At 71.6% G+C, this 19,214-nt stretch carries 19 protein-coding genes; 1 reads left to right on the forward strand and 18 read right to left on the reverse strand.

From position 1 onward, the window contains the following. Nucleotides 1-39 precede the first annotated feature (39 nt). From J3P36_RS06495 to J3P36_RS06580, 18 genes are all read right to left on the reverse strand, one after another. On the reverse strand, nucleotides 40-582 hold the full coding sequence (locus J3P36_RS06495) for an OsmC family protein (RefSeq protein WP_210506383.1): 543 nt from the start codon (nucleotides 580-582) through the stop codon (nucleotides 40-42). A gap of 121 nt (nucleotides 583-703) precedes the next feature. Beyond that, complete coding sequence (locus J3P36_RS06500; protein WP_210506384.1) at nucleotides 704-1,078, reverse strand: hypothetical protein; 375 nt, start codon at nucleotides 1,076-1,078, stop codon at nucleotides 704-706. Then, nucleotides 1,075-1,386: a hypothetical protein gene (locus J3P36_RS06505; RefSeq protein ID WP_210506385.1), complete on the reverse strand. Its 312-nt coding sequence runs from the start codon at nucleotides 1,384-1,386 to the stop codon at nucleotides 1,075-1,077. The genes J3P36_RS06500 and J3P36_RS06505 overlap by 4 nt, the downstream gene beginning before the upstream one ends. 308 nt (nucleotides 1,387-1,694) lie before the next feature. Further along, the gene (gene ilvC, locus J3P36_RS06510) at nucleotides 1,695-2,720 is read right to left on the reverse strand and encodes a ketol-acid reductoisomerase (RefSeq protein ID WP_210506386.1); all 1,026 of its coding nucleotides are present in this window, start codon (nucleotides 2,718-2,720) and stop codon (nucleotides 1,695-1,697) included. A gap of 52 nt (nucleotides 2,721-2,772) precedes the next feature. Beyond that, the gene (ilvN, locus tag J3P36_RS06515) at nucleotides 2,773-3,285 is read right to left on the reverse strand and encodes an acetolactate synthase small subunit (protein WP_210506387.1); all 513 of its coding nucleotides are present in this window, start codon (nucleotides 3,283-3,285) and stop codon (nucleotides 2,773-2,775) included. Beyond that, a complete protein-coding gene (locus J3P36_RS06520) occupies nucleotides 3,282-5,156 on the reverse strand; it encodes an acetolactate synthase large subunit (RefSeq protein ID WP_210506388.1) in 1,875 nt (624 codons plus the stop codon). Before J3P36_RS06520 ends, ilvN begins: the two co-directional genes overlap by 4 nt. A gap of 48 nt (nucleotides 5,157-5,204) precedes the next feature. Beyond that, on the reverse strand, nucleotides 5,205-6,914 hold the full coding sequence (gene ilvD, locus J3P36_RS06525) for a dihydroxy-acid dehydratase (protein ID WP_307806971.1): 1,710 nt from the start codon (nucleotides 6,912-6,914) through the stop codon (nucleotides 5,205-5,207). 113 nt (nucleotides 6,915-7,027) lie between these two features. After that, nucleotides 7,028-7,738, reverse strand: a complete 711-nt coding sequence (locus J3P36_RS06530; RefSeq protein WP_210506389.1) for an endonuclease domain-containing protein — start codon at nucleotides 7,736-7,738, stop codon at nucleotides 7,028-7,030. Nucleotides 7,739-8,059: 321 nt separating this feature from the next. Then, the gene (locus J3P36_RS06535; protein ID WP_210506390.1) at nucleotides 8,060-8,749 is read right to left on the reverse strand and encodes a DNA alkylation repair protein; all 690 of its coding nucleotides are present in this window, start codon (nucleotides 8,747-8,749) and stop codon (nucleotides 8,060-8,062) included. A gap of 161 nt (nucleotides 8,750-8,910) precedes the next feature. Then, a complete protein-coding gene (otsB, locus tag J3P36_RS06540; protein WP_210506391.1) occupies nucleotides 8,911-9,744 on the reverse strand; it encodes a trehalose-phosphatase in 834 nt (277 codons plus the stop codon). 4 nt (nucleotides 9,745-9,748) lie between these two features. Next, complete coding sequence (gene otsA, locus J3P36_RS06545) at nucleotides 9,749-11,242, reverse strand: alpha,alpha-trehalose-phosphate synthase (UDP-forming) (RefSeq protein WP_210506392.1); 1,494 nt, start codon at nucleotides 11,240-11,242, stop codon at nucleotides 9,749-9,751. 7 nt (nucleotides 11,243-11,249) lie between these two features. Then, nucleotides 11,250-11,642 (reverse strand): monovalent cation/H(+) antiporter subunit G, encoded by a 393-nt coding sequence (gene mnhG, locus J3P36_RS06550; protein ID WP_307806972.1) that lies wholly within the window; start codon nucleotides 11,640-11,642, stop codon nucleotides 11,250-11,252. Between the two features lies 1 nt (nucleotide 11,643). After that, complete coding sequence (locus tag J3P36_RS06555) at nucleotides 11,644-11,964, reverse strand: monovalent cation/H+ antiporter complex subunit F (protein ID WP_210506394.1); 321 nt, start codon at nucleotides 11,962-11,964, stop codon at nucleotides 11,644-11,646. Next, nucleotides 11,961-12,515 (reverse strand): Na+/H+ antiporter subunit E, encoded by a 555-nt coding sequence (locus J3P36_RS06560; RefSeq protein WP_210506395.1) that lies wholly within the window; start codon nucleotides 12,513-12,515, stop codon nucleotides 11,961-11,963. The genes J3P36_RS06555 and J3P36_RS06560 overlap by 4 nt, the downstream gene beginning before the upstream one ends. Then, nucleotides 12,512-14,077: a Na+/H+ antiporter subunit D gene (locus tag J3P36_RS06565; protein ID WP_210506396.1), complete on the reverse strand. Its 1,566-nt coding sequence runs from the start codon at nucleotides 14,075-14,077 to the stop codon at nucleotides 12,512-12,514. Before J3P36_RS06565 ends, J3P36_RS06560 begins: the two co-directional genes overlap by 4 nt. Then, complete coding sequence (locus J3P36_RS06570) at nucleotides 14,074-14,547, reverse strand: Na(+)/H(+) antiporter subunit C (protein ID WP_210506397.1); 474 nt, start codon at nucleotides 14,545-14,547, stop codon at nucleotides 14,074-14,076. The genes J3P36_RS06565 and J3P36_RS06570 overlap by 4 nt, the downstream gene beginning before the upstream one ends. Then, nucleotides 14,544-17,456 (reverse strand): Na+/H+ antiporter subunit A, encoded by a 2,913-nt coding sequence (locus J3P36_RS06575; RefSeq protein WP_210506398.1) that lies wholly within the window; start codon nucleotides 17,454-17,456, stop codon nucleotides 14,544-14,546. Before J3P36_RS06575 ends, J3P36_RS06570 begins: the two co-directional genes overlap by 4 nt. Nucleotides 17,457-17,564: 108 nt before the next feature. After that, nucleotides 17,565-18,344 (reverse strand): fructosamine kinase family protein, encoded by a 780-nt coding sequence (locus J3P36_RS06580; RefSeq protein WP_210506399.1) that lies wholly within the window; start codon nucleotides 18,342-18,344, stop codon nucleotides 17,565-17,567. A 43-nt stretch (nucleotides 18,345-18,387) separates the two neighbouring features. Between J3P36_RS06580 and J3P36_RS06585 the strand changes: the two genes are divergently transcribed. After that, entirely contained in the window at nucleotides 18,388-19,206 is an 819-nt protein-coding gene (locus J3P36_RS06585) for a sugar phosphate isomerase/epimerase (RefSeq protein ID WP_210506400.1), read from the forward strand. Nucleotides 19,207-19,214 lie beyond the last annotated feature (8 nt).

Raw genomic sequence — 19,214 nt, forward strand, 5'->3', positions numbered from 1 at the left:
CAACGGTGTCCGCTTGCCGGATGTCGCTCCGGTCGCCGGTCAGGCGAGGCGGACGGAGACGGGCGTCGCGTTCGAGAACAGGTCGAGGACGGGGCAGTGGGCATCCACCGCGACCTGCAGCTCCTCGTAGCGCTCGCGCGGCTCCGGGCCCTCGAGCGTCACGGCGAGGCGGATGTCGCTGAAGCCGGGGCGGACCGACGGGTCGAGACCGAACAGCCGGCGGACGTCGATGTCGCCCTCCGCCTCGATCTCGATCGCGTCGAGTGCGATGCCGAGCGTCTGCGCGTAGAGGCGGTAGACGACCACCTGACAGGAGATGAGGGCGCCGAGGGCGTACTCGACGGGGCTCGCCGCGACGTCGTCGCCCGCGAGGGCGGCGGGCTCGTCGACCAGGAAGCGGTGCTTGCCGGACGAGACGCGGGTCGCGACGGCCCCCTCTCCCGTGCCGCGAACGCGGTAGGTGAGCTGGGCGTTCGCGGCGTCGGCCTCGATGCGGGCGTTCCAGGCGGCGCCGGCGGCGGTCAGGCGCTCGGCGCGGTCGGCGGCGGAGTCGGGGGCGAGGGCGGTGTCGGTGATCGTCATGGGTCCACCGAACCAGCGGTCGAGCCGGGCGGAAAGCGGACGCGTCACGAGGCGCAACCGCCCGTCACCCGCCGCAACGCGGCGTCATCCGGCGCAACGAAGGGCTTCCGCGGAGGCCTGGTCAGGCGCGCAGCAGCGCCTCGAGGGTGAGGCTGATCGCCGCGGTCGCGGCCAGGGCGACCCCGAGCGCGGCCGCGAGGCGCAGCGGTCCGCGGCCCCAGCCGAGGCTGAGCGCGGTGGCGAAGGCGGCCGGCGGGGTGACGATCGCCGTGCCGAGCACGAGCCAGGCGTACGAGTTGAGAGGGTGGCCGGCCGCGTCGGCGAACGCGAGCAGCGCGGCGAGGTCCGCGATCGCCTCGATGAGGTCCCAGCCGAACGGCACCGCGAGGACGACGGCGACGACGGCCCTGGCGAGCAGCGAGGAGGAGGGGCGCATCTCGTCGCGCTCGCGACGCTCGCGGCGTTCGCGGCGCAGGACGGGGACGTCGGCGGTCACGCCGCACCCACGACGAGCGGCAGCGGCGCGAGGAGGACGAGTCCGGCGATCCCCCAGCCGATCAGCTGACCGGTCGTGCGGGCGAACCACAGGCAGAGGGCGAACCAGGCGGGTGCCGCGAGCACGGAGAGGATCTGGCCGGCCGCGTAGAGCGCCGCGGGCAGCGTCCCCTCGGGGGCGTGGTCGTTCGCGAGGGCGGCGGCCGTCCAGCCGGCGGCCCACGTCACGGAGAGGAGGGCGCCGAGCGCGAGCAGGCCGAGCCGCAGCACGCTACTCTCCCGCGGACGCACCGCTCCCCTGTCCCCCACCGGTCCATTGTCGCCCGGAAACGCGAACCGGCGCCGCCCACGAGGGGGCGGCGCCGGTTCCGAGTGATCCCGGTGCAGTCCGGTGGTTGAGGAGCGGCGCAGCCGCGTCTCGAAACCAGGCGACCTTGTCCTCGGACCAGGCCACATCGCGGGCCGGGTCTCGAGACACGGTGCGTGATTTCGAGACGCCGGCCCGCGGCCGGCTCCTCAATCACCGAGGAGCGGGTCAGCGCGCAGCGCTGCCCTCGCGGTTCCGGATGCGCTCGCGCATCCGAACCATCAGGCACAGCGTCGGGACTGCACCGAGGTCAGCGCGCAGCGCTGCCCTCGGTGTAGTCGGCGTCGGTCTGCTTCCAGGCGAAGAGAGCGCGCAGCTCCTTGCCGGTCGCCTCGATCGGGTGCTGGGCGCCCTTCTCGCGGAGCGCCTTGAACTCGGGCGCGCCCGCGTCCTGGTCGTCGATGAAGCGCTTGGCGAACGCGCCGTTCTGGATGTCGGCGAGGACGGCCTTCATGTTCTCCTTGACGTGCGGGTCGATGACGCGCGGGCCGGAGACGTAGTCGCCGTACTCGGCGGTGTCGGAGACGCTCCAGCGCTGCTTCGCGATGCCGCCCTCCCACATGAGGTCGACGATCAGCTTCAGCTCGTGCAGCACCTCGAAGTAGGCGACCTGCGGCTGGTAGCCGGCCTCGGTGAGGGTCTCGAAGCCGTACTGGACGAGCTGCGAGACGCCGCCGCAGAGCACGGCCTGCTCGCCGAACAGGTCGGTCTCGGTCTCCTCGGTGAAGGTGGTCTTGATGCCGCCGGCGCGGAGGCCGCCGATGCCCTTCGCGTAGGAGAGGGCGAGGTCCCAGGCCTGGCCGCTCGCGTCGTTCTCGACGGCGACGATGACGGGCACGCCGCGGCCGGCCTCGTACTCGCGGCGGACGGTGTGGCCGGGGCCCTTGGGGGCGACCATCAGGACGTCGACGCTCTCCGGCGCCTGGATGTAGCCGAAGCGGATGTTGAAGCCGTGGCCGAACACGAGCGCCTTGCCCTCGGCGAGGTTGGGCTCGATGTCCTCGGCGTACAGGTGGCGCTGCACCTGGTCGGGCGCGAGGATGACGATGACATCGGCCCACGAGGCGGCGGCGGACGGGGTCTCGACGCGGAAGCCCTGGTCCTCGGCCTTGCTGCGGCTCGCCGAGCCCTCCTTCAGGCCGACGACGACCTCGACGCCGGAGTCGCGGAGGTTGAGCGCGTGGGCGTGGCCCTGCGATCCGTAGCCGATGACGGCGACCTTCTTGCCCTGGATGAGCGCGAGGTCGGCGTCCTTGTCGTAGTAGATGTCGGTCATTCTGTGCGTGTTCCTTCTCTGTGGGACTGAGTCTGCGAGTGGGCGGAGGGGGTCAGCTCTTGGCGACCGCGACGCGCTCGGTGATGCTCTTCGGGCCGCGGCCCATCGCGAGCAGGCCGGACTGGGCGAGCTCGCGGATGCCGAACGGCTCGAGCACGCGGAGCAGCGCCTGCGTCTTGGTCGTGTCGCCGGTCACCTCGATGACGAGCGCGTCGGTCGCCACGTCGACGACCTTCGCGCGGAACAGGTTCACGGCCTCGAGGATCTGGGACCGCGTGGTCCCGTCCGCCCGCACCTTGATGAGCATGTGCTCGCGCTGGACGGACTGGATCGGGTCGAGCTCGACGATCTTGATGACGTTGATCAGCTTGTTGAGCTGCTTCGTCACCTGCTCGAGCGGCAGATCCTCGACGTCGACGACGACCGTGATCCGGGACAGGCCCGAGATCTCGGTCGGGCCGACCGCGAGGGACTCGATGTTGAAGCCCCGGCGGGCGAAGAGGCCCGCCACGCGCGTGAGGAGGCCCGGCTTGTCCTCGACGAGCATCGAGAGCACGTGGCTCATTCGTTGCCCCCGATCACGGTGCGCAGGCTGGGGGCGTCGTCCTCGGTGTTGCGGCCGGTCTCCGCCATGTCGTTGTCCCAGCTCGGCGCGTGGTCGCGCGCGTACTGGACGTAACTGTTGGACACGCCCTGCGGCACCATCGGCCACACCATCGCGTCGGCGCTCACCACGAAGTCGATGACGACCGGTCGGTCGTTCGTCTCGAGGGCGAGCTTGATCGCCTCGTCCACCTGGTCCTCGCGCTCCACCCGGATGCCGAGGCAGCCGTACGCCTCCGCGAGCTTCACGAAGTCCGGCACCCGCATGGTCTGGTGGCCGGTGTTGAGGTCGGTGTTCGAGTAGCGGCCGTTGTAGAACAGCGTCTGCCACTGGCGCACCATGCCGAGCGAGCTGTTGTTGATGACGGCGACCTTGATCGGGATGTTGTTGATGACGCAGGTGGCGAGCTCCTGGTTGGTCATCTGGAAGCAGCCGTCGCCGTCGATCGCCCACACCACTCGGTCGGGCTGGGACACCTTGGCGCCCATCGCGGCCGGGACGGAGTAGCCCATCGTGCCGGCGCCGCCCGAGTTGAGCCACGAGTTGGGCCGCTCGTACTTGATGAACTGGGCCGCCCACATCTGGTGCTGGCCGACGCCCGCCGCGTACACGGCCTCCGGCCCTGTCAGCTCGCCGATCCGCTGGATCACGTGCTGCGGGGAGAGCAGGCCGTCGGTCGTGGCCGTGTAGCCGAGCGGGAACTCGGCGCGCAGCCCGTCGAGGTAGCTCCACCAGTTCGAGTAGTCGGGCTTGTCGCCGCCGGACGCGTCGGTGAACGCGCCGAGGAGGTCGACGAGCACGTCCTTCAGGTCGCCCACGATCGGCACGTCGGCGACGCGGATCTTCGAGATCTCGGCCGGGTCGATGTCGACGTGCACGATCTTCGCCTTGGGCGCGAAGAGCGCGGCCTTGCCGGTCACGCGGTCGTCGAAGCGGGCGCCGAGCGATACGACGAGGTCCGCCTCCTGCAGGGAGAGGACCGCGGGGACGGTGCCGTGCATACCCGGCATGCCGAGGTGCTGCGGGTGCGAGTCGGGGAAGGCGCCGCGCGCCATCAGCGTGGTGACGACGGGGGCGCCGGTCGCCTCGGCGAGGGCCTTCAGCTCCTCGGACGCCTGGGAGCGGATGATCCCGCCGCCGACGTAGAGGACCGGCTTCTTGGCCTCGGCGATCAGCTGGGCGGCCGCGACGATCTGCTTGCCGTGCGCCTTCGTGACGGGGCGGTAGCCCGGCAGGTCGAGCTTCGGCGGCCAGATGAACGGCGCGGTGTTCTGCTGCGCGTCCTTGGTGATGTCGACGAGCACGGGGCCCGGCCGGCCGGTGGAGGCGATGTGGTAGGCCGCCGCGATCGTCGAGGGGATCTCGGCCGCGTCCTTCACAAGGAAGCTGTGCTTCGTGATCGGCATGGTGATGCCGACGATGTCGGCCTCCTGGAAGGCGTCCGTGCCCATCAGGGTCGAGAACACCTGGCCGGTGATCGCGAGCATCGGCACGGAGTCCATGTGAGCGTCGGCGATCGCGGTGACGAGGTTCGTCGCGCCCGGGCCGGAGGTGGCGATCGCGACGCCGGTCCTCCCCGACGCACTCGCGTAGCCCTCGGCCGCGTGGCCGGCGCCCTGCTCGTGGCGGACGAGGATGTGCCGGATCTTCGACGTGTCCATCAGGGGGTCGTAGACGGGCAGGATCGCGCCGCCGGGCAGGCCGAAGACGTCCGTCACCCCGAGGAGCTCGAGGGTGCGGACGACGGCTTCGGCCCCGGTCAGGACCTCGGGCGCGTCGCTCGGGGCGGCGTGCTTGGGCGCGGTCGGCGTCGGTGCAGGGGACGCAGGCATGGGTATCGGATCCTCACAGGGACATCAGGTGCGGAAGGCGCCCGCGAACTACCCGGTGACTGCGCCCGTCGCTGCCGACCGGACGAGCTTGGAGTACTTCGCGAGGACGCCACGGGTGTAGCGCGGAGGGAGCGGGGCCCAGTTCTCGGCCCTGGCTTCGAGCTCAGCCGGGTCGACAAGTAGGTCGATCGAGCGAGCGGCGATATCGACCCGTATCAGATCACCATCGCGCACGAAGGCGATGGGACCAGCGTCCACCGCTTCGGGTGCTATGTGGCCGATGCACAGGCCGGTTGTGCCGCCTGAGAATCTGCCGTCCGTCAACAATAGAACATCGCGGCCGAGTCCTGCGCCCTTGATGGCGGCGGTGATGGCGAGCATCTCGCGCATGCCGGGTCCGCCCTTGGGTCCCTCGTAGCGGATGACCACCACGTCGCCGTGCTTGATCTCGCCGTTCGTGAGGGCATCCATGGCGGCGCGCTCGCGCTCGAACACCTTCGCGGGGCCCTCGAAGACCTCGGCGTCGAAGCCCGCGGTCTTCACCACGGCGCCCTCGGGGGCCATCGAGCCGCTGAGGATCGTGAGGCCGCCGGTCTCGTGGATGGGGTTGTCGAGCGTGCGGAGCACCTCGCCGTCGAGGGGCGCGATGTCCATCTCCTCGAGGTTCTCGGCGAGGGTCTTGCCGGTGACGGTCATCACGTCGCCGTGCATGAGGCCGGCCTCGAGCAGCGCCTTCATGAGGACGGGCAGGCCGCCGAGGCGGTCGACGTCGTTCATCACGTACTTGCCGAAGGGCTTGAGGTCGCCGATGTGCGGCACCTTCGAGCCGATGCGGTTGAAGTCGTCGAGGGTGAGCTCGACCTCGGCCTCGTGCGCGATGGCGAGCAGGTGCAGGACGATGTTGGTCGAGCCGCCGAGCGCCATGCCGACCGCGATCGCGTTCTCGAACGCCTCCTTGGTGAGGATGTCGCGGGCGGTGATGCCCTTCTCGAGCATCCCGACGACGGCCTCGCCGCTGCGGTGCGCGTAGTAGTCGCGGCGGCGGTTCGCGGAGGGCGGCGACGCGGAGCCGGGGAGGCTCATGCCGAGGGCCTCGGCGACGGACGCCATCGTGTTCGCGGTGTACATGCCGCCGCAGGCGCCCTCACCGGGCGCGAAGTTGCACTCGATCGCCTTGGCGTCGGCCTCGCTCATGGTGCCGGCCTTCACCGCGCCGACCGCCTCGAAGGAGTCGATGATCGTGATGTTCTTCTCGGTGCCGTCCGACAGGCGCACCCAGCCGGGCGCGATCGAGCCGGCGTAGACGAAGACGGCGGCGAGGTCGAGGCGCGCGGCGGCCATCAGCATGCCGGGGAGGCTCTTGTCGCAGCCCGCGAGCAGCACGGTTCCGTCGAGGCGCTCGGCCTGCATGACGGTCTCGACGCTGTCGGCGATGACCTCACGGGAGACGAGCGAGAAGTGCATCCCCTCGTGGCCCATCGAGATGCCGTCGGAGACGCTGATCGTGCCGAACTGCAGCGGATACCCGCCGCCCGAGTGCACGCCCTCCTTCGCCGCCTGCGCGAGGCGGTCGAGCGAGAGGTTGCACGGCGTGATCTCGTTCCACGAGCTCGCGATGCCGATCTGCGGCTTGTCCCAGTCGGCATCGCCCATGCCCACGGCGCGGAGCATCCCGCGCGAGGTCATGGCCTCGATGCCGTCCGTGACGATCCTGCTGCGCGGCTTGATGTCGGGCTCGCCCTGCTTCGTTTCGGACACGTAAAGAGGGTACCCTCCCGGGCGCGTCGCCCCGCCCGCTCCCGCTGTGCTCCCGAGTTGCCACTTTCCGTCCCTATTCCGCCGCTTGTGGGCGGAAAGTGGCAACTCGGGAGTCAGGAGGAGGCGGCGAGGGCGGCGCGGACGCGGGAGACCACGCCGGCGGGGTTCCTCATGTGCTCGGCGAGGACCCGGATGACGCGCCAGTCCTCGGCGGCGAGCTCCTCGAGGCGCTCGACGTCGCGGGTGTACTGGCGCTGATCCGTGCGGTGCTGGTCGCCGTCGTACTCGACGACGACGCGATACTTCCGGTACACGAGGTCGCCTCGGGCGACGAAGCGGCCGAACCGGTCGAGGATGTCGACGTTGAGCTCGGGCTCTGGCAGTCGCGCCGCGTGCAGGAGGAGCCGGAGCCGGGTCTCCTGCGGCGACTCGGAGCCGACCCGGATCAGCGGCAGCGCCTCCCGCAGAGTCGTGATGCCCCTGCGTCCCCCGGCTCGCGGAACGAGGGCCTTGAGCTCATCGACCGAGCATCGCGGCGACCGGCCGCCGACCAGGGCGTCCCCCGCGACGACGAGCTGCTCGACCGTGAGGTCGCCCGCCAGCTGCAGGAGCGTGTGCGCCGGAGACGTGACGAAGAGACCGTCGACGACGACCACCGCGATGTTTTCGACGTGGGTGTGGTGACCGACGATCCCTGCCACCCGGGGAGCGCGGTCCGGCTGGAACACCGTCACGTGGAGCGGCTCGTCCTTCTCAGCGCCCGGCACGGGCATGCCGTGGATGCGTGCCGCCGTCCGATGGCTGAAGAACTGTCCCGGTGCCATGAGCTCCGCGTAGACACGGCATCGCTCGAGGACAGAGGAGCCGACAGGGCCGGCGATACGGACTCCCGGGAACGGCGCCGCGAGGTCCGGCCCCCGCAGGCGCTTCTCCCCCAGTCCTTGAGCCTGGGCGTCCTTGACCCGGAAGGCCCCGGAGAAGCGCTCCGGCAGCGGCGTCGTCCGTCGTGGCATGGCGGGAAGGATGCCGCCCGGCGCGGCTCCTCGCGCCGCCCGTCCACACCCCCGCGCGAGTTGCCACTTTCCGGCCCCATTTGCGTGTCTTGGGGGCGGAAAGTGGCAATTCGGCCGAGGGGTACGCCCGCGTCAGCGGGCGAGGAGACGCGTGCGCTCGTCGGGCGGGAGGTGCTCGATCGCGCCGCGAAGGGTCACGCGCGGCATGTCCGCGCGGTGCTCCTCGAGGAAGGCGAGCAGGCGGGCGCGATCCACCTCACCGACCTCGCGGAGGGCGACGCCGACCGACGTGTTCACGACCTCCTCGGGGTCGTCCACGAGGATCCGGGCGAGCTCGAGCGGGTCGTCGAGATCCTTGCTCCGGATGAGCCAGAACGCGGCCGTGATCGCGGTTCGACGCGCGATCGGATTCGAGGACGCCGCGAGCTCGAACAGCGGGGCTCGCGATTTGTCGAGGAGGTACCAGCCGACGACGCGCGGGGCGGCCCGATCGACGAGGTCCCAGGTGTCGATGCGGTCGTGCCGCCGGAGGTAGAGCTCGCAGAGCTCGCGCCGCTCGTCGTCGGTGATCCGCGGCCGGCGTGCCCTGAAGTCGAGGACGCTCACCGCCCCGATGCGAGCCTCGTAGTACTCACTCTCGAGCAGTCGCTCGACCTCGTCGAGCGGCATCCGCTCGAACTCCTTCGCGAGGTCGAACGTGTGCTTCATCCGCACGCCGAGGATCGCGGCGTGCGGGAGCCGCCGCCGGATCTTCTCGCGCTCCTCGTCCGATCGGAAGGCCTGCAGCCGCTCCAGGAACGCCTCGGCGGTCAGCTCCGTCACCGGCCCTCCCTCCGTCGCGCGGGTCCTGGGAACGGACGCGACGGTACCGGGGAGGTTCCCCCTTCCGCGACCCCATCTCCCTTCGCGAGTTGCCGATTCCCGCCCCTATCGCAGCCGGATAGGGGCGGAAAGTGGCAACTCGGCGGACCCGAGGCCGGGCGTCAGTTGGAGGCGGGGGTGCGCTCCGCCCACGCGCTGCGGAGGTCGGCGAGGAGGGTCAGGACCTCGGCGACCTCGTCGGGGCCCGCCACGCGGTGGTCGGCGACCGTGGTGCCGGGGCCGATCTTGACGCCCAGGTCGGCGGGGCCAAGCGCCTCGAATGCGTCCTCGTCGGTGACGTCGTCGCCCGCGTAGAAGACGGCCGTGGAGTGCGTGTAGCGGCGGAGGTGCTCCACCGCCTCGCCCTTCGTCGTCGAGCGGACCGAGAACTCGAGCACGTCCTTGCCCCGCCGGACGGTGAGGTCGTTGATCTCGGCGCGCGTCTCCGACAGGGCGACCAGGTGCGCGACGCGGCTGTCCTTGTCGGTCGCCATCCGGGTGTGCAGCGCGAAGCCCGCCGGCTTCGCCTCCACCCACACCTCGTCGAGGTTGTCGGCGACCTGGTCGAGCACGTCGCCGAGCAGGCCGAGCCGCGCCTGCTCGTCCTCGTCGAGCGTGAACACGTCGTCCGGGGAGTCGAGCCGCAGCTCGACCCCGTGCGAGCCGACGAGCAGCGTCTCGTCGCCCGCGCCCGACACCTCCTCGAGGCTGTCGAGGGCACGCCCGGACACGAGGGCCACGCGCGTGGCCGGCAGCTCGGACAGGCGGCGCACCGCCGCCCGGTTGCCGGGCAGGGCGCGGGCCTTCGCCGGGTCGTCGACGACCGGCGCGAGCGTGCCGTCGAAGTCGAGGGCGACGAGCAGCCGCTCGGTCCGTGCGAGGTCGGCGAGGGCGTCGCGCAGTGCGGCGGGCAGCCAGGGCCCGTCCTGGCCGGCGCGGGAGTCGAGGGAGCTCATCGGCTCACTCGTCGGTCGTGGCGACGGCGGGCGCGTCCGCGGGCTGGGTGCGCCCGAGCACCTCGAGGAAGGTGTTCGACCAGCGCGCGACGTCGTGCTCGATGACCCTGCGGCGCAGGGCGCGCATCCGCATCGCCCGATCCCGCTTCGGCATCCGGACGGCGGTCATGATCGCGTCCTTCAGTCCGTCGATGTCGTGCGGGTTGATGAGCAGCGCGCTCTTCAGCTCGTCGGCGGCGCCCGCGAACTCGCTGAGGACGAGCACGCCGTCCTCGTCGACGCGGCTCGCGACGTACTCCTTGGCGACGAGGTTCATCCCGTCGCGCAGCGCGGTGACGAGCATGACGTCGGCGGCGAGGAACAGCGCCACCATCTCCTCGCGCGGATAGCTGTGGTGCAGGTAGCTGATCGCCTGGTGGCCGATCGTGCTGTAGTCGCCGTTGATGCGGCCGACGGCGAGCTCGATCTCGTCGCGCAGCTGACGGTACGTCTCGACCCGCTCCCGGCTCGGACTCGCCACCTGCACGAGGATCGCGTCCTCTCCGGAGAGGCGCCCCTCGGCGAGCAGCTCGCCGAAGGCCTTGATGCGGTGGCCGATGCCCTTCGTGTAGTCGAGGCGGTCGACGCCGAGCATGACGAACTTCGGGTCGCCGAGCTCGTGCCGGATCTGCCGCGCTCGCTCCTGCACGCCCGGGTCGTTCGCGAGCTTCTCGTAGCCGCTCGCGTCGATCGAGATCGGGAAGTGCCGCGCGATGACGGTGCGCACCCGGGCGCGGCCCTCGTCGTCCGTCTCGGGCACCTCGATGATCGTGCCCTTCGCCGAGTAGCCGAGGATGCGGCGGACGGCGCGCGCGAAGTTGCCGGCGTCCGCGTTGCGCTGGAAGCCGATCACGTCGGCGCCGAGCAGGCCCTCGACGATCTGGCGCCGCCACGGCAGCTGCGAGTAGATGCCGTATGCCGGGAAGGGGATGTGGTTGAAGAAGCCGATGGTGAGGTCGTCGCGCAGCTCGCGGAGCATCGCGGGGACGAGCTGCAGCTGGTAGTCCTGCACCCATACGGTCGCCTTCTCGGCGGCGACGGATGCGGCGGCCTCGGCGAAGCGCCGGTTCACCTCGACGTAGCTCTCCCACCACTCGCGGTGGTAGCTCGGCTGCGCGATGACGTCGTGGTACAGCGGCCAGAGGGTGTCGTTGGAGAAGCCCTCGTAGTACTCCGCGACCTCCTGCTCGGAGAGCCTGATCGGCACGAGCCACGCGCCGTCGCTCTCGAAGGACTCGAAGTCGCGGTCGGCGATGCCGGGCCAGCCCACCCAGGCCCCGTCGTTGCTGCTCATCACGGGCTCGAGGGCGGTCACGAGGCCGCCCGGCGAGTGCTGCCATGCGCCTCCGTCGCCCCGCTCCACCCGATCGACGGGGAGCCGGTTGGAGACGACGACGAAGTTGAACGTCCGGGAGGCTGCGCTGCTGATGGTCGATCCGATCTGCTCGGGAAACGGCACCGGAAGTCTACCGACCGCGGCCTGGACGCCTCCCTCTCGGGTTCTCCCCCGCCCGCTGAGCGCGCTGGATGTCGTCCTCGAGCTCGTCGCGGACGAGCAGGTCGTCGCGCAGATGGCCGACGCGGTAGCCGGCGCGCCCCAGCATGTGCGCCGCCATCGGGGTGGTGAGGAGATGGAGCGCCAGGATCGGAAGGACGACGAGCAGTGTCGTCCACGACCCGGAGGAGAGCACGAGCGCGGCCAGCGCCGCGACCATCCCGAGGATCTGCGGCTTCGTCGCGGCGTGCATCCGGCTGAGCGCGTCGGGGAAGCGGAGGAGCCCGATACCGGCGGCGAGCGACAGCACGGCCGCGAGGAGCAGCAGCCCGGCGGAGACGAGGTCGGCCCAGTCGTCGCTCACGTCAGTCCCTTCCTCGTGGCGCATGCTGGAGCGCCCCGCGCTCACCGTCCGACCGGCGGTCGTGCTTCGACACGTAGCGTGCGACCGCGATGGCGCCGAGCACCGCCGTCCCGGCCAGGGCGAGCACCAGCGGTATCGACCGCGTGTGGTGGTTCGCGACCATGTCGGCGATGAGCGCCAGCATCACGAGTGTCACGAGCACGTCGGAGCTGACCATCCGATCGATGATCGACGGGCCGCGCAGGATCCGGAGGAGGACGAGGAACGCCGCTCCCGCGAACAGCACCCCGGCGATCAGGTGCAGGATGTCGACCAGGGTCATCGGCTCACCTTCCGGTACTCGCTGTGCGAGCCGATCGCCCGCAGGAGTCGGCGCTCCGTGTCGAGGCTCCTCTGGCGCACCCGGTCGACAGCGGCCGCATCCGAGACGCCGAGCGCGTGCAGGAACAGCGTCGAGCGGGCCCGGTCCACCTCGATGACGAGGGACCCGGGAACGAGCGACAGGGTCACCGCGACGAGGGTGATGATGAGGTCTGAGCGGGTGACGAGCTTGACTTCGACGATGGCGGTGCCCGGCTGGCGCCGCGGGTCGAGCGCGTACGCCGCGACCTGCACCGATCCGGCGACCACCTCGCCGGCGAAGCGGACCAGGTACGCGAGCAGCCAGCCCGGGTGCAGCCGGCCCGTCAGCTGGACGGGCGGCAGCTCGAAGATGCGGGTCGCGAGCAGCGCGACGCCGATCCCGGCGAGCACGTCCATCGGGGTGAAGGAGCCCCAGAGCAGCAGCCAGAACAGGACGAGCCCGCCGAGGAGGAGCAGCTGGTGTCCCGTGCGGATCCCCTCCCCGCGGCGGCCGTGCCGGACGCCGCTCACGGGGCTCCCCCGAGCACGGCGGCGATGTAGCGCTCGGTGCCCTGCAGGTCGGCGCCGGCGCGCTGGGCCAGCGAGTACAGCGGCCCGGCCAGCACGGTGAGGCCGAGGCTCACGGCGACCATCCCGACGGTTGCGCCCACCATGAGCTTCGAGAGCGATCGGGTCTGCACGGTCGCGATTTCGTACGGGTTGTCCTGCAGCTCCGCCGTGAGCGCCGAGCGGTACTCGGGCACCTCCTTCGCGGGCCGCCAGAACGCGAGGTTCCACGTGCGCGCGAGGGGGTAGAGCGTGAGCAGGGACACCGCGACGGCGACACCGAGGAGCACGAGCGCGAGCGGTGTGCCGACGGCCGCCGCGCCCTCGAGGAGGCCCAGCTTGCCGACGAACCCGGAGAACGGCGGGATGCCCCCGAGGTTGAGCGCCGGCACGAGGAACAGCACGCCGACGAGGGGCGACGCCGACAGCAGCCCGCCGAGGCGGCTGACCGATGTGGTGCCGCCGACCCGCTCCACGAGCCCCGTGGAGAGGAACAGGGTCGTCTGCACGATGATGTGGTGCACCGTGTAGAAGATGGCCGCGGCGACTCCCGCGGCCGTTCCGAGCCCGACGCCGAGCACCATGTAGCCGATGTGGCTGACGAGCGTGAACGACAGCATGCGCTTGATGTCGGCCTGCGCGATGGCGCCGAGGATGCCGACCACCATCGTCAGCAGCGCGACGATCAGCAGCGGCTCGTTGAGCTCCGGGGTCGGGAAGAGGATCGTCTCCGTGCGGATGATCGCGTAGATGCCGACCTTGGTCAGCAGGCCGGCGAACACCGCCGTGACGGGTGCCGGCGCTGTCGGATAGGAGTCCGGCAGCCAGAAGGAGAGCGGGAAGACGGCCGCCTTGATGCCGAAGGCGAGGAGCAGCAGCACGTGCAGCAGCGTCTGCAGCTCGGCGGGCAGGTCGGCGATCCGATCGGAGATCTGCGCCATGTTGACGGTTCCGGTGGCGCCGTAGATCATCGCGATCGCGGCGAGGAACAGCAGCGAGGACAGCAGGCTCACCACGATGTAGGTCGTGCCGGCGCGGATGCGGGCCTCGGTGCCGCCGAGCGTGAGCAGGACGTAGCTGGCCACCAGCAGGATCTCGAAGCCGACGTAGAGGTTGAACAGGTCGCCCGCGACGAACGCGTTCATGACGCCGGCCGACAGCACGAGGTAGCTCGGGTGGTAGATCGAGAGCGGCGTGTCGGCGTCGTTGTCGGCGAGGCCCTGCCCGACCGCGAACACGAGGACCGCGAGGAGCACGGCGGCCGACACCGACACCATGAGGGCCGCGAGCCGGTCGACGACGAGCACGATCCCGAACGGGGCCTGCCACCCGCCGACCTCCATCACGAGCGGGCCGGTCGCGTCGACCACGAGCAGCAGCACGACGCCGATGACGAGGACGACCGAGAGCACTGTGCTCGTGATCGCGATCTGCAGGTGCGGCCGGCGCCCCGCGAGGAGCGCCGCGGCCGCCCCGATGAGCGGGAGCAGCACGACGAGCGGCACGAGGAGGAGGGGCAGGTTCATCGGTCCCTCTCGTCCGCGAGCGCGGGATCGGCCGCGCTCGCCTCGGCCTCGTCGTCGAGCGCGTCACCGAGCGACGAGTCGGGCTCGCCGCGGTCCGGCGCCTCGGCGGGCTGCGTCTCGCGCGTGCCGATGGCGACGTCCTCGTCGTCGAGCTGCACCTCGTCCTCCTTCGCCAGCCGCCAGGAGCGATAGACGAGCGCGAGCAGGAACGCCGACACGGCGAAGGTGATGACGATGGCGGTGAGGATGAGCGCCTGCGGCACCGGGTCCGAGTACGGCAGCGCCTCCTCACCGTCGACGATCGGGGCGGCGCCGGACGGGCCGGACATGATGAGCAGGAGCAGGTTCGTCGCGTTCCCGAGCAGGAGCACGCCGAGGATGACGCGCGTCATGCTCTTCTCGAGCAGCAGGTAGACGCCGCAGGCGTAGAGGACGGCCATCACGCCGACGAGCACGAGGGACGCGGTCATCGAGGACCTCCCGTTCCCGCGAGGCGATGCTCGCCCGCTTCGACCTGTGCCGCGACGGAGGGCTCGTCGCCCTCCTCCTCCTGCCGGTCGACCTCGGCGCCAAGGCTTCTCAGCACGTCGAGGACGAGGCCGATCACGACGAGGTACACGCCGAGGTCGAAGATGGTCGACGTCACGAAGGTGACGGATCCGAACCAGCCGAGGTCGAGGTCGAGGTAGGTCGAGGTGAGCGCGTCGACACCGAGGAACAGGGGCACGAGCGCCGCGCCGGTCGCGAAGAGCAGGCCGCTGCCGAGCAGCGCGCCGGCGCTGACGGGTGCCGCCGCCGCCAGCTCGATGCGCCCGGCCGCCAGGTAGCGCGCGACGAGCGCGAGGCCCGCGACGAGGCCACCTGCGAATCCGCCGCCCGGCGCGTTGTGCCCGGCGAGCAGCAGGTACAGCGACACGACGATGAGCGCCGGGAAGGCGAGCCGGACGACGACCTCGAGCAGGATCGAGCGGTTCCGCGGGGCGAGCGTGCGGCCCGCGAGCAGCCACGAGCCGCGGTCCTCGTCGGAGGTGGAGCGCCCGGCGCGGCCGCGCATGAGCGAGCGGCCCGAGCGCCGCGCGAACTCGGGCATCCGGTCGCTGCGACTGGAAAGGAAGACGAGACTCGCGACGCCGGTGGCGGCCACGATGAGCACGCTGAGCTCCCCCATCGTGTCCCAGCCGCGGATGTCGACGAGCGTCACGTTGACGATGTTGATGCCGTGGCCGCCGTCGACCGCGAGCCGCGGGAACTCGACGGAGATCGGCACCCCGGTCCGAGCGGCGAGGGCGACGAGGGCGACCGCCGACATGATGAGCGCGACGACGACCCCGAGCAGCGCGCGGCCGAGCTGGAACGAGGACCCGTGCTTCGTGCCGAGGCGGGCCGGCAGCCTACGCAGGACGAGGACGAACGCGACGAGGGTGACGAGCTCGACGAGCGCCTGCGTGAGCGCGAGGTCCGGGGCGCCGAAGTTCGCGAACAGCAGCGCCATGCCGAAGCCGGTGACGCCCACGAGGACGACCGCCTGGAACCTCTTGCCGGCGACCGCGCCCGCGATGGCGGCGACCGCGATAACGATCCCGACGGCGAGCTGGCCGGGCTCGTCCCAGAGCCGCACCTCGGGCAAATCCGGACCGAGTCGGACGAGGGCCGCGGTGACCGCGACGGCGAACACGACGAGGATGACGGCGAGGTAGTAGGGCAGCGATCCGCGCTGGACGAGCGTGGTCGTGCGCGCGGCGACGCGGTCGATCCCGCTCAGGGTGGAGCGGTAGGCGTCGGTGGCCGAGCGGCGGAGCGCGGTGCGGGCCTGGAGCCGCGCGATGCGATCGCGGGCGAGGAAGGCACCGGCGCCGATCCCGATCGTCACGGCCGACAGCAGGAGGGGCAGCTCGAACCCGTGCCACAGCGACAGGTGCGCCGGCTCCCCCTCGGCGGGCAGGACGTCGGCGGCCGGCGCGAGCACCGCGTCGAGCAGCGACGGGGCGAGGCCGCCGACGAGGCCCGCCGCGGCGAGCAGGGCCGGGGCGAGCAGGAAGGTCGGCGCGACGTGCACGGCACCCATCGGCGGCACCTCGGGCTTGCGCGCGAAGCCGCCCCAGATGACGCGGGCCGCGTACGCCGCGGTGAGCGCGGAGCCGAGGGTCACGCCGGCGAGCGCGACCCAGCCGAGTGCGTCGCCCTCCTCGCCCGCGTGCAGCATCGCCCCGAGCACGCCCTCCTTGGCGACGAAGCCGGCGAAGGGCGGCAGGCCCGCCATGGACGCGGCCGCCGCGACGGCCACGACGGCGAGCGCCGGCGCGGCCCGGCCGAGGCCGGACAGCTTCCGCAGGTCGCGGGTGCCGGTCTCGTGGTCGACGATGCCGACGAGGAGGAACAGCGCCGACTTGAACAGCGCGTGGGCGACGAGCAGCGCGAGGCCGGCGAGCAGCGCGTCGCGCGTGCCGAACCCGATCGTGGTGGTGAGGAAGCCGAGCTGGGCGACCGTGCCGTAGGCGAGCACGAGCTTCAGGTCCGTCTCGCGGAGCGCCCGCCAGCCGCCCACCACCATGGTGACGAGGCCGAGCACCACGAGCGACTCCCGCCAGCCGGGGACCTCGGTGAAGCCGGGGGCGAACCGCGCGGCGAGGTAGATCCCCGCCTTCACCATCGCGGCGGCGTGCAGGTAGGCGCTCACCGGGGTCGGAGCCGCCATCGCACCGGGCAGCCAGAAATGCAGCGGCACGATCGCCGACTTCGACACGATGCCCGCGACGACGAGCGCGGCGGCGGTGGTCCCCGCGGCCCCTTCGGGCGGCCGGGTGGCGAGCTCGCTGAGGCTCGTCGTGCCGGCCTGGTTCGCGAGGATCACGAATCCCGCGAGCATCGCGAGCCCGCCGAACGTGGTGACGAGCAGGGCCTGAAGGGCCGAGCCGCGGCTCGCCCGGCGGCCCGCGTAGTGCCCGATGAGCAGGTAGGAGAAGACGGTGGTCAGCTCCCAGAAGACGTAGAGCAGGTAGACGTCGTCCGCCACGACGAGGCCGTACATCGATCCGGCGAACGCGGTGAGGTAGCCGGCGAACGGGCCGAGCCCCGGCTCGTCGGCGGAGAAGTAGCGCCGGCAGTAGAAGAGGACGAGCGCGCCCACCCCGCCGACGAGCAGCGCGAGCGTCCACGACAGCGGGTCGAGGCGCGTGTCGAGCGTGAGCCCGAGTGCAGGCACCCAGGGCACCCGCTCCTCGACTCCCCCGGCGAACACGGCGGGGGCGACGGCGACAGCGTGCACGACGGCCGCGAGTGCGGGCAGCAGCGCGACGTAGAAGACGCGCGGACCGAGACGGGGCGTGAGGACCGGGACGAGGAGGGCCGCGAGCCCGAACGCGGCGAGGAGGAGAAGCATGTCTCCTCCGTACGTTCGGCGGCCAGTGGTCGTCGCGTGCGGTGATCGATCAGTAATCGAACGGCACGACCCGATTCTACCGGGTCGGGTTGCCGCCCTTCCCGACGCTCAGGGCAGCGCGAGCACGGCCTGGGCCGCCCGCACGAGCGGCGCGGCATAGGACCGGCCGTGCGAGGCGGCGTGCACCGCGAGCGGGTGCAGCTGGTGGACGGGCACCCGCTCCTTCCAGCCCGGCCGGAGCGGGTGCTCCTCCTCGTAGCCGGCGAGCACCTCGTCGAGGGCGGGGCAGCCGAACAGGTCGAGCATCGCGAGGTCGGTCTCGCGGTGCCCGCCGTGGGCGGCCGGGTCGATGAGCACGACTCCGTCCGGAGTCCACATCACGTTGCCGTTCCACAGGTCGCCGTGGAGGCGGGCCGGGGCGTCGTCGTCGTCGAACTGCCCCGCGGCGATCCGCTCGCCCGCCCGACGCACGATCCGCGCCTCGTCGGCGGACACGTTGCCCCGCTGCTCCGCCCGGTCGAGGTAGAAGAGCACCCGGTCGCGGGCGAAGAAGGAGCCCCACGCGCGGGCGCCCGGCGAGGTGGGGAGCTCCTGCCGCCCCAGGAAGCAGGGTCCGTCGAACCCGTCCGGTGGAGCGCCGAACCCCGCGGCGCCCGCGTCGTGCGTGCGAGCGAGGGCCGCCCCGAACCGCCGCGCGGCCTGTCCGGTTGCCGGGGCGCCGGCGAGGTGCTCGAGCTCGATCTCCTCCCCCTCCAGCCGCAGGACGCGCACCACTCGGGCGCCCCCCGCGGCCTCCGCGGCGCGCAGCCACTCCAGTCCGGCGACCTCGGCGGCGGCAGCCTGCAGGGAGCGTGAGCGCTTGCTGAAGGTTGCCGAAGAGCCGTCCATCCGTCCGAGGGTACGGGCAGGCGCCCGACGTACGCTCGATCCGATGATCCGGATCGGCATGAGCACGACGTGCGTCTACCCGTGGAGTCCCGAGCGCTCGTTCGCCATGGCGAAGGAGGCGGGCTTCGACGGCCTCGAGGTGATGGTCACCCGCGACCCGCGGACCCAGGACCCGGCGGCTCTGATCGAGCTGTCCGACCGCTACGAGCTGCCCATCCTCTCGATCCACGCCCCCGTGCTGCTCCTCACCCAGTTCGTGTGGGGACGGGATCCGCGCGTGAAGCTGGAGCGATCCGCGGAGCTGGCGCGCGCCGTCGGTGCACCCACGGTGGTCGTGCATCCGCCGTTCCGCTGGCAGCACTCCTACGCGGAGCACTTCCTCGACCTCATCGCTGCGACGTCGGCCGAGTACGCCACCACCATCGCGGTGGAGAACATGTTCCCGTGGAAGGTGCGCGGCCGCACTCTCACCGCCTACGCCCCGCACTGGGATCCGACCGGCTTCGACTGCGACGCCCTCACCCTCGACTTCTCCCACGCGGCCCTGTCCGGTCAGGACGGCCTCCAGCTCGCGACCCGCTTCGGCTCGCGGCTTCGTCATATCCACCTCTGCGACGGCCGGGCGCACTCCGAGGAGGGCACGCCGTTCGACGAGCACCTCCCGCCGGGTTCGGGGAGCCAGCCGATCGCGGAGACGCTCGCCCAGCTCGCGGCGACGGGCTGGGACGGCCAGATCGTGGCCGAGGTCAACACGCGCCGCGTCCGCGACGAGGACGAGCGCCGCGAGCTGCTGCGCTCCACCCTCGAGTTCGCGCGCCGCCACACCGCGGTCCCGGTGGAGCCGGAGCGCACCGCGGCCTGACCCCCGCA

The sequence above is a fragment of the Naasia sp. SYSU D00057 genome, from assembly GCF_017916505.1.
GTDB lineage: Bacteria > Actinomycetota > Actinomycetes > Actinomycetales > Microbacteriaceae > Naasia.

Coding starts and splice junctions, on each gene's coding strand:
- J3P36_RS06495 (WP_210506383.1), bottom strand. CDS start 582: ATGACGATCACCGACACCGCCCTCGCCCCCGACTCCGCCGCCGACCGC.
- ilvC (WP_210506386.1), bottom strand. CDS start 2,720: ATGACCGACATCTACTACGACAAGGACGCCGACCTCGCGCTCATCCAG.
- ilvN (WP_210506387.1), bottom strand. CDS start 3,285: ATGAGCCACGTGCTCTCGATGCTCGTCGAGGACAAGCCGGGCCTCCTC.
- J3P36_RS06520 (WP_210506388.1), bottom strand. CDS start 5,156: ATGCCTGCGTCCCCTGCACCGACGCCGACCGCGCCCAAGCACGCCGCC.
- J3P36_RS06530 (WP_210506389.1), bottom strand. CDS start 7,738: ATGGCACCGGGACAGTTCTTCAGCCATCGGACGGCGGCACGCATCCAC.
- otsB (WP_210506391.1), bottom strand. CDS start 9,744: ATGAGCTCCCTCGACTCCCGCGCCGGCCAGGACGGGCCCTGGCTGCCC.
- J3P36_RS06555 (WP_210506394.1), bottom strand. CDS start 11,964: ATGACCCTGGTCGACATCCTGCACCTGATCGCCGGGGTGCTGTTCGCG.
- J3P36_RS06565 (WP_210506396.1), bottom strand. CDS start 14,077: ATGAACCTGCCCCTCCTCCTCGTGCCGCTCGTCGTGCTGCTCCCGCTC.
- J3P36_RS06570 (WP_210506397.1), bottom strand. CDS start 14,547: ATGACCGCGTCCCTCGTGCTCGTCGGCGTGATGGCCGTCCTCTACGCC.
- J3P36_RS06575 (WP_210506398.1), bottom strand. CDS start 17,456: ATGCTTCTCCTCCTCGCCGCGTTCGGGCTCGCGGCCCTCCTCGTCCCG.
- J3P36_RS06580 (WP_210506399.1), bottom strand. CDS start 18,344: ATGGACGGCTCTTCGGCAACCTTCAGCAAGCGCTCACGCTCCCTGCAG.
- J3P36_RS06585 (WP_210506400.1), top strand. CDS start 18,388: ATGATCCGGATCGGCATGAGCACGACGTGCGTCTACCCGTGGAGTCCC.